This is a genomic window from Vibrio qingdaonensis (assembly GCF_026191675.1).
Taxonomy (GTDB): domain Bacteria; phylum Pseudomonadota; class Gammaproteobacteria; order Enterobacterales; family Vibrionaceae; genus Vibrio; species Vibrio qingdaonensis.
Window position 1 is genome coordinate 1 of the sequence record NZ_JAKRRY010000068.1, and the last position, 8,991, is coordinate 8,991.

Here is an 8,991-nt window from a genome sequence, read left to right on the forward strand (position 1 = left end):
GTTAACAGCCCGCGAACCCGAAAATGAGGCGAGTGAAAGAAATCGGCGCATAAGAAAACAAGCCCTTATTCGAACTTATTCAAAGACAGAGAGATCAACGAGGAGGGAACGACAAGGCGCTAAGGCTCTTAGGACAGTCAGGGCCTAGCCCGCAGGGTGCCCCTTAAGGCAACATAAGAATCGTGATAAAGACACGTTTAAAGTGTTTGTCTTTACAAGGAAATGAGGCTCAGAACAGGTAACAAGACTCTTCAAGTGTCATGTTCATCAATGTTTGAAGTTAAGTCCGAGGTAGGCCCTATGACATCGCTTAAAGTCTATAACGAGCCTTTAGATAAGGCATGTAGTACATAGGTAATACATGTTTAATTCATTTTGTTGATCAACTCAATGAGATCTTCATCATCGATCTTGTCTCGATATAAAGCCAAGGCTCGGTACAGTTTTGCTGCAGACACATTTCTCTCTGTCTGCTCTTGCAGATTTGCTACCCAATCAGTTATCCGTTCTTTATCAGTCAGTGACATTCTAAGAGTCAGAGGAGGCACCTTATAAGATGTCGTCACTTTCTTTTTGACAGTCGTAATTCCAGTCGACTTACTTGAACCCTCGTTCTTGTCACTAGAGATAGCTGTTATCGCTCCTCGTTTCTTTAACCTGCTCATGTGTATTACCTATGTATTACATTAAATTTAAAAGAAATGCAGCGAGTTTACGGTAATCATTATTAACAAGAGAGCCCGATTTATAAAAACGCACAGGAGAAGAAACGGCATTAGCTTGGCCGACATGCTCAGAACGACGGACAGATACTGGTAACAATTTATCTTGTACTACCTCCAATTCCTCATTAATGAACTCATTGATAATAGTGTTTCTTGAGTCGACCTCGTTCCTCAGGATCAGATAATTACCTTCATCCTCCTTAATTTCAGATACAGCTTCGAGTAAAGGGCTAATGCCGTCCAATGAAAATGCCCCTGAATCAATAGGGACCAAAATAAGGTCTGAGGCCTGGATTGCGTTGAGAGTCGTTAGGGATAAGTTTGGTGGAGTATCAAGAAGAATGAAATCATAGGTATCACCTAACTTTGCCAATTGCTTCTCTAAAATTCGTTCACGATTAATCTTTGTCAGTGATGTTTCGATGACACGTGACAACTGAACATCAGCAGGAACAACATAGAGGTTTTCAATGGAGTTCCCATTAAGCTTTGCAGGTTGAATTAAATCGACAATGGACACAACTTTAGGCTTATCAAACAAAGCAGCAACCGTCTCTTCAAACTTAAAATCACGTTGTCCGGTTAACGTTTTGGAGCAGTTCCCTTGAGGATCAAGGTCAATGACTAACACTTTTCGTTTTCGTGTAAGCTCAGCTCCTAAATTGACAAGAGTCGTGGTTTTTCCAACGCCACCTTTTTGGTTCGCTGCACTGATGATCTTTGTTTTCATAGTAGACACCTCATGTATTACATAGGTAATACACTTTTCATTAAAAGTTATCCATCCGTTACTAATCGATAATCTCAAGGCTGTAAAAAACCTGAAGAAGATGGCACCAGCCGCGTTGAATTAAGTTATTAGGCTTCTCACCAACCAATACCTGTTGTTTAACCTAACCTCAAGACTAGAATCAAAGTCGAGTTCTAAAATTGAAAATATTGTGACTACGATGGGTACACGGTTTAAGCATTACAACTAGCAAGTTACGTCACTTAGCTTTCTGCCATAGAGCCTTGCTATTTTCATGATAAGATACCCTCACCAATAAATAGTCCATGTGAACAATGTCAGAACATTCATACCATCAACTTCTTAAGTCGACCTTCGAAAACACTCTTCTTCACCTTTACTTCAAAGTAAACATTGCCAGTCACTTTGTTAAAGAAGAGCAACGAAACAAGATCATCATTGACTTCTTGAAGCCAAAAATCAAACAAGCTCGATATAGCATTATCAAGAAAAAGCTTAAAACGGTTTGTTTGATGAAGAATAAGTTTGGCTCAATCGAAAAACACTTAGAAAGCGTTTTATCTCAATATTCAGCGATAGAAAGTCAAAACGACGTTGATAAGCTTTATGCCTTGTTAGAACGCTTTGAGAAGAGCGGATTAGAAACAAAACTTATTGAAGAGACCCCTAAACAGGAAATGGACGTTGTTTATATCGACAGAGCACATATCGATAACTGCTTCGATAATGAAAACCGTCAGATTGCACCCATTTCGCTGTTTATACATACGAATGAATTAGACAGGTTCACTCAGTGCTTAGTCACCCAGCCTTATTTCACATTTGAGTTGTGCCAAACAAGTGAAGAGTTGAAGAACTATCACTATCAAGTTCACCCAATTAGCTAACACAACCAAATCTAAAAAGCAGGGCACTTCCAACCCATATCAAGATGTGTTTGACGCGATTTACCAAGTGGTACTACCAGCCTTTTCCTTTTATCATCACAATCAAGGGAAATCTTTTGATCTTCGAGCAGTAAGCTGATCAGGTATTTTTATAATGAGCGAAACTCTCGACACGGCGTTTAAAGCTCGTATAACTGCCCTTTTCTCTTTCTTCGTCGACAATGTCATACGCGTATCGGCGAGTGTGTTCAAACAAAGTACAGTTTCGAGAATAAGAGACATCAGTCTCTTGACGAAGCCATGGCCGCGTTGTCTCCAGCTCAAGAGAATCCGCTAACTCATTGAGTTCATAGACACTGCGGTGAAGTTCGGTCGTCTGCCACCAAGGATGAAAGGGCGTTTTGGCAACAGGTACTGAATGGGTTTGGATCGTGCTTGATCGCTGGTGAAAACCGGCACAATAGCGTAAAAAAGGTGGGCTTTATTACTGGTGCGGTTTCGAACGATTAGATTAGGGGGTGGCAAGCCTTCATCTTGCCAAATATAGGGGTTGGGGACAGAGCGATGGTCATGATCGATGTCAAACACCATCCACGCCTGCATATCTTTACGATTAACCTGCATATACGGCCATCTGACCGCATAGTTTCGAGGTCTGATGAGCATCGCGGTTTTATTGTCATTGCACCTCGACAAATAAGGCGCTTCCTCAAGTAGCCGACTCAAACACGAAATGGATGAAGACGCAGCGTATTCAGAATGAGCCGTCCTCTCATCACCCTCGGTGCACCTTGCCCATACTCACCTCTAGAAAAAACAAAGCAAGAGAGATTATCTTGAGCGTTGAGCGCCGTTACTGAATCAGTACTATTGACTCTCTCTGACAAGATTTGAGAGCCGGTCAGAGCCATTCCTTTCGAGCTTTCGTAGCCGCCACGGGTGTCAATTTTTATCGAACGCCTTTCCGAAGGACAACTGACTGCATCACGCCACTCTTCTTTACCTTTTAAGACTAAATTGGAGACTGCTTCAATACTGGTTTGAATAACTTTACCCTGTACGACCGCAAACACATGATGATTCATAAAGTTGACCTCGGCTAAATAACGCTCACCTTCTGAGAAACCAATAACGCAACTCTGGAAAATTAAAATGCGTCAAAGCCAACGTTGTCTGATTCTTTGTATTCGCTTCTCAAGGCCGAATAAACGAATTCGCAGTCGTACTTGTTCAAACACATGGTTCGAACGCCTTAATTGGGTCATTAACCTCGCCTGCTCAACCCATAATAAAGAAAATTTGCTATTATATACAATTGCAAATTAAATCATTTAAGAACAAAACCTTACAAAAAACCAAAATTGACAATGGCGACAAAATTGCGACATATTTTGAGCTATCAGATAGAAAGCCGGTCAATAATATGGTTTTTCTCGTCTAATTTCCCATTGAGTTACTAAATATTAGTAATACCTATCAAAAAATATGTCTTGTCAGCGCACTATGATTTCGACTTAACGCCATTACATCATCTACCAACTTCTCGAGTTGCTTGTGCTGCATTTGCATTCGGCCTTAAAAGCCTTGGTATTCACTTCCATCCACCAATGCTAGGCCATACTCTCTCGCTTGCTGCTTAAGTAACTGCAGTTCTGGGATTTGACTACGCAATTCATTTTCTAAGTCTTGTTTAAGTACTCTTTTTGCCAATGCATGTTCAAAACCATGCCCTTGTGACCAAGCATTAGTATTGAATACAGAATTGTAGTGCGCATGTACAGTTTGCGTTGTTACGTTTTTCGCCTTCGCCAACTCAAAAATTAAGTCGTTTAAGGAGAGGTCTTGCGGAACGGTTGGAGCTGGAAGAGCTGCAGCTGTGGGCATACTGTCGAACGCACGAATGACATTTAGATGGAACTTAGGGCTAACCCACATTGCATAAGAATAAACAAGTTCTTTGCATACCCAAGTCCCCGCATTACTACCGCCACGTTTGGTGTTTACAGCAAAGCAGGAATTACTGCTTTGCTCAATTTCATTAACCAGTTCTTGAGTTTGCTGATTCTTAATAAAAATACTTGGACGATGTCGATTGTGTCCACCACTTGCTTTATGTAAATCATTTAACGAGTACAAATTATCAAGTGTGCGGATGTCTTTATTAACGATAGTTAGATTAGGCATGATGGCCTCCTATGCGACTTAATTAAATCACCACAAGAAGGTCCTAAACTTCGGGTGGTGAACTGAACAAGGTTAGGACTACCGCGCATAGGAACGGCCAGCCGAAGCTGCCTCGCCCAGCCCACCATAATGCTGATAGTACGTTTTTTAAGTAAAACGACTATGTTCAGGCGTGCCGAAGCCGCACATAAAAAAGGCCAGCAGAAGCTGACACTAATATGCCCTATACAAAAGCGGGGTCCTAAACCCGACACTGGATTTTGCCAGTGTCGGGTTTAGGATGTGGGAGAGCAGTGTCAAACGTTTAATAACGTTGCATATTGTATAGAGCATAGTTCTTACAATCAGCTTGCCTCACCCATGAACGTAGACAGGATTGAGACAAAAAATTCCAGAGAAGACACGCCGCTCCAGAGTCACACTAAATTATTAAATAATTTAGATTCGTTTTATTTGTAACTATTGTAGTTTGGCCACTCAAACAAATGCGAATGAGAAGATTTATCATGAATTATTTAAAGAAAATCATAGTTTCTTCGTTTTTCCTCTCCCCAATACATTGTTATTCCACAGAAATTAGAGGGGAAGCATTACAATCGAATGACTCTTACGAAAATAAGGTTAGTAGTAAAAAATCGTTAGAATTAGAAGCCTCCGGCTGTACTGGGGACTCCTCTTGGATTGATTACCCTTCCTTACCTCAAGAGCCTACAGAAACTAGTAAATCCGATACTAATTGCAGTTTTATGCAGTTTGCATGGCAATCTTTTGCTTATTATACCAGTGACAAGACATCGGATTTATTCTTGAATATGATGCCGAAAGACAGAATATTTAAAGAGATACCCGATAGTTGGGACAATAAAGGTGATCAAGGATTAGTACAAAGTGAGATCCTTCAAGCCGGCTCTAATTTCCCATTGAACGATCAAGAAAGCAATCCGGTCTTCTATCAACAAAGTGTCAATAAAAAATTCTACAATGACATCGTCAAACACGGATTAAACAATAGCCAATGTGTCGCCGAGATTGATAGTGGGAAAACACCGTTTGAAATATCCCCAGGCTCCACTGAAGTAAAAACCTCATGGAAATTAATATCTAATAACGACAACCCTGAAAAATTTTTCACTATTCATAGAGATGTTGAGATCAACGGGGTAGTAAGGAGTAATGTTCTAATGGGCTTGGTTGGGATTCATATAGTACGAAAAACAAGGAATCATCCTGAATTCATTTGGACCACATTTGAACACAAGGAAAACGCTCCTGATTGTGCTGATGTTCCTAACCTATCAAATTTTGAAAAATCAGGTAAATGGACATTTTTCAACCCAATGTCCTTTCAGAAAGTGAATACTTACTTCCCTGGTAAACCTACCCAAGTCTGTAGAGAAACACCCTATGGGGTTGGTGTTTTAACGAAAACTGAAGTAGCTAAAGATATAAAAGCGCTTAACGAGGCAATGTCAGATTATTACCAATCACGCAAATCTGTTTGGTCTAACTACTTCCTTGTGGGTACATCTTGGACAGTCTCAAACGAGAGTGATTTAAATAAAGGAGAGGTGCCTCCCACTTGGAAAAATGAAATAGGGGGTTCGAAGTTATTATCAAACAGTACAATGGAGACCTATGTCCAAAACCCTCAATGGTTTGCTTTAGTGCACCCTAAAGAAGATAGGGGCTGTTTTGCTTGCCATAAATATGATCCTTTAACAAAGAAAGCCTTACATTTAAGCCATATGTTTAATGCGGCCCAAGATTACGGTCAGTGTTTTCTTTAAGGCTTGATTTAGAGCCTAAAAATTAAAACTTCCTAACAAAAAGTGATCAGCTTTCCACTTTTATAATTTGCCTTTTAAGATCAAGGATTTCTTATAGAAAGAAACATTAATTAAACCGCATAATAACATTTGATAACTCAACACAATCCGTTGGATTTATAATTATAAAGAGTTAAGCATGCGCTCCAGACACCCTTGGTTAAACCGCTTATTCAGTCCCCACCCTCAATGGGTCTATAAGACTGGTGTTATGTTATTGGCCCTGTTGTTTAGCTTATTGGCTTCATTAGCCACCAGTCTTTATCAAGTTCATAATGAAATTAAGCATGACGTCGACTACCTCGATCAAATCGTTTCTGTTGCGATTAAATATGGGCTTGAAAAACCCACTCTTTCTGAAGCCAGCGTCGCTAGCGGTGAATGCTCCACTGACACTATCGAACAGTTAGAGAAGCTTTATGTGTCGCATCTACTTATGTCGATACCCATCGTTAATCTTGATAAGCAGAAGCCCTATACCTATTGCTCTCCTTTCGGTGTTGAGCAATTTGAACAACGTAATTTTAAGAACTTACTCAATACACAATTAAAAGGAGAAATGTGGCGTTTAGCGATTTATTCTCTCTCTACAACCCCAAAACATCCCCCCTATCTATACGGCTCGAATGGACAATACGGTTTCCTCTTTCCATTACGCACGGAATACCTTTTCCTTGAAAAGGATTTAGACCATCAACGCTCTATTCGTTTATCTTTACCAAAAGAAAATTACACTATCCTTGAAATAGGCAGTTTGCCCAAGGCCGATCGCCTGTACTCGAACTCAGTTGCTTCAAACTATCTGCCTCTTACCTTTGAATCCTCCGTCTCTACCTCACGAGTGCTCTCGAAGTTTAAGCAAAACTTGTGGCCGGTTACCACTTTACTCTTTATGATTTCACTCACCATTTTTTGGTTATGTGTTTCCTATTGGCACGCAAAAAAAGAAATTGCTCTTCAAAAAGCGGTTCGAGACGCCCAGTTTTTCCCCTATTATCAACCCATCGTCGACGCACAAACAGGTAAAATGCTCGGTGTCGAAGCTTTACTCCGATGGCTTCCCTCTGATGGCCGTGTCATAGAACCAAGCAAGTTCATCCATTATCTAGAGCAAAGTGGGGAGATCATTTCAACAACAGAAAATCTCATTACAACCATTTACCGCGACTTATCGCCTTTAATGAGTCAAAACTCCGAGTTTTATTGCAGTGTCAACATCACGCCTCTGCACCTCCAAAATGACGATTTTTACCACTATTTAAAGCGGTTTCAGCACGACTACTCAAAACTGACGCTTGAATTAACAGAACGCCAACCGATTGAAAATTTAGCGTTTGCCAGTCAGCGTATTGCCTTACTCAAAACATTAGGGCTTAAAATAAGCCTTGATGATGCAGGTACCGGTTATGGCGGAAACTCCTATTTGCATTATTTCGATATTGACACTATCAAAATAGACAAAATGTTTACACGCTCCATTGATGAAGGAAAGTCCGCTGTTCTCGATGGGTATATTGAGATGGCTAAACAATTAGAACTCAATCTAGTAGCGGAAGGAGTTGAAAATAAACTCGAAGCTAAAGGGCTTTTATTAAGAGGCGTCTTTCAACATCAAGGTTACTACTACGCCAAACCTATGTCGATTGAAGATCTCCATCGCTGGGCTTTAGATTACGGTTATACTCACGAGCGGGTTAGTGAGACGCTCAACTAAAAACGTCACGGAGCTTGCCTTATTCAACGACGAGCGCCCAAATAGATATCATTTTTTGGTGAGCTTTCATGGCCAGCGGCGAAACACTGGTCGCTGAAATTCGATTTAGAGAGCGTTGGAGTTGTATGTTATTGTTATATAAGGAGTTTTATTTCTTTTTGAGGAAGGTTAACAGCCTGCGAGCACCATCAAATGATGCGAGTCAAAAGGGAAATCAACACATAAAACAGCAAGCCCTTACTCGAACTTAATTGAAATCAGTAAAAGGTAACGACGAGGCGCAGTAGCGCAGGCGTTCAAGATTGCAGCGATATCCTTTTAGATACAGCTGACTGCACATCGATGAAAAAGATAACCACCTGCAAAAGTAGGTGGTTATAAGTTGGAATATCAAAAACTCATACGTTAAACGTTAGGGAACTGAGACGCAGGACGCGTACAACTCTTCTTCTCCCAGACTCAACCCTCCGCCGCCATTCCTGAGGTCTATATTAAAAAAGCCAGGGCCTCTACTCTCACTTGACCAGTAATTTAACCTGACTGGCCAGCCGCGCGCGTTGAACATATTGCCGTATGTATTGAAGAGCAATTCTAACTCATTTTTTGTTGCCAAACGCCAGTTGGTGCGTCCTGCTAAATCCTCATTACTATATGTACTACATAATCTACTTGCATTATCCCAAGAGAACCAAAAGAAATCTCCAGCAGGCCCAGAAGTTCCAATTTCTTGCGTAAAACCATTATTTGCACTTCCTCCAATGGAGGATAAAAATAATTTTGAGGGTGAATTGGTAAACAACGTCCCATTCCCAGTATCGAATAGATCAATACATGAAGAAGCACCTAAGGACGTACATCTATATACCTCCACGCTCACTGTGTTACTGGTGACACCATCTTTAGT

9 protein-coding genes and 1 pseudogene are annotated in these 8,991 nt (G+C 40.7%); 4 read left to right on the forward strand and 6 right to left on the reverse strand.

The annotated features are described in order from the left end of the window. Nucleotides 1-365: 365 nt before the first annotated feature. Entirely contained in the window at nucleotides 366-665 is a 300-nt protein-coding gene (locus MD535_RS24560) for a hypothetical protein (protein ID WP_171388398.1), read from the reverse strand. A 16-nt stretch (nucleotides 666-681) separates the two neighbouring features. Further along, a complete protein-coding gene (locus tag MD535_RS24565) occupies nucleotides 682-1,455 on the reverse strand; it encodes a ParA family protein (protein WP_265677814.1) in 774 nt (257 codons plus the stop codon). 127 nt (nucleotides 1,456-1,582) lie between these two features. On the opposite strand from MD535_RS24565, the gene MD535_RS26370 reads away from it, so the two are divergent. Then, nucleotides 1,583-1,705 (forward strand): Fic/DOC family N-terminal domain-containing protein, encoded by a 123-nt coding sequence (locus tag MD535_RS26370; protein ID WP_390902975.1) that lies wholly within the window; start codon nucleotides 1,583-1,585, stop codon nucleotides 1,703-1,705. An 85-nt stretch (nucleotides 1,706-1,790) separates the two neighbouring features. After that, on the forward strand, nucleotides 1,791-2,363 hold the full coding sequence (locus MD535_RS24570; protein WP_171762994.1) for a DUF2913 family protein: 573 nt from the start codon (nucleotides 1,791-1,793) through the stop codon (nucleotides 2,361-2,363). Nucleotides 2,364-2,505: 142 nt separating this feature from the next. Here the strand turns inward: MD535_RS24570 and MD535_RS26225 are convergent. From MD535_RS26225 to MD535_RS24590, 3 genes and pseudogenes are all read right to left on the reverse strand, one after another. Continuing rightward, nucleotides 2,506-3,029: pseudogene (locus MD535_RS26225) on the reverse strand (replication initiation protein); the annotation flags it as partial. Between the two features lie 56 nt (nucleotides 3,030-3,085). Beyond that, the gene (locus tag MD535_RS24585) at nucleotides 3,086-3,448 is read right to left on the reverse strand and encodes a hypothetical protein (protein WP_237300772.1); all 363 of its coding nucleotides are present in this window, start codon (nucleotides 3,446-3,448) and stop codon (nucleotides 3,086-3,088) included. A 490-nt stretch (nucleotides 3,449-3,938) separates the two neighbouring features. Next, nucleotides 3,939-4,547, reverse strand: coding sequence for a KilA-N domain-containing protein (locus tag MD535_RS24590; RefSeq protein WP_237300771.1), 609 nt, complete (start codon nucleotides 4,545-4,547; stop codon nucleotides 3,939-3,941). 506 nt (nucleotides 4,548-5,053) lie between these two features. Between MD535_RS24590 and MD535_RS24595 the strand changes: the two genes are divergently transcribed. Next, nucleotides 5,054-6,334 (forward strand): hypothetical protein, encoded by a 1,281-nt coding sequence (locus tag MD535_RS24595; RefSeq protein WP_237300770.1) that lies wholly within the window; start codon nucleotides 5,054-5,056, stop codon nucleotides 6,332-6,334. Nucleotides 6,335-6,512: 178 nt separating this feature from the next. After that, nucleotides 6,513-8,087, forward strand: coding sequence for an EAL domain-containing protein (locus tag MD535_RS24600; protein WP_237300769.1), 1,575 nt, complete (start codon nucleotides 6,513-6,515; stop codon nucleotides 8,085-8,087). 412 nt (nucleotides 8,088-8,499) lie between these two features. Here MD535_RS24600 and MD535_RS24605 read toward each other — a convergent pair. Then, on the reverse strand, nucleotides 8,500-8,991 hold a 492-nt coding region (locus MD535_RS24605; protein WP_265677821.1), incomplete at its 5' end, for an Lcl domain-containing protein.